At 49.5% G+C, this 525-nt stretch carries 1 protein-coding gene; it reads left to right on the top strand.

Annotated elements, in window-relative coordinates:
- The coding region (locus tag R7F64_RS24355; protein ID WP_318072219.1) for a BCCT family transporter at nt 1-520 on the top strand (520 nt) is incomplete at its 5' end.
- Between the last annotated feature and the right edge of the window lie 5 nt (nt 521-525).

Raw genomic sequence — 525 nt, 5'->3', positions numbered from 1 at the left:
CATCGCGCGTATTTCGCGTGGCCGTACCATTCGCCAATTGATTTTGTCCATCAGTATTGCTGCACCGCTGATCACCTGTTTTTGGTTCAGCATCGTGGGCGGTAGCGGTTTAGCATTCGAGCTCGCGAATCCGGGATTGATCTCTTCGGCTTTTGAAGGCTTCAACCTTCCAGCCGTATTGCTCGCAATCACTGGTGAACTGCCATTTCCAATGATCATTTCGGTGCTGTTCTTGATTTTGACCACCACCTTCATCGTTACGACTGGTGACTCGATGACCTACACCATCAGTGTGGTAATGACAGGTTCTGCCGAGCCAAACGCAGTGATTCGCTCGTTTTGGGGATTGATGATGGGCGTTGTGGCTATCGCGCTGATTTCTATGGGTTCAGGCGGTATCACTGCGCTGCAATCCTTCATTGTGATTACAGCGGTCCCTGTATCTTTCATTTTGCTACCTAGCATTTTGAAAGCGCCGGGCATTGCCAATCAAATGGCGAAGGATCAAGGTTTGGTTTAAGTCTG

This window comes from Vibrio sp. Vb1980 (assembly GCF_033338615.1).
Lineage (GTDB): Bacteria > Pseudomonadota > Gammaproteobacteria > Enterobacterales > Vibrionaceae > Vibrio > Vibrio alginolyticus.
This window is presented reverse-complemented; position numbering and strand designations above follow the sequence as displayed.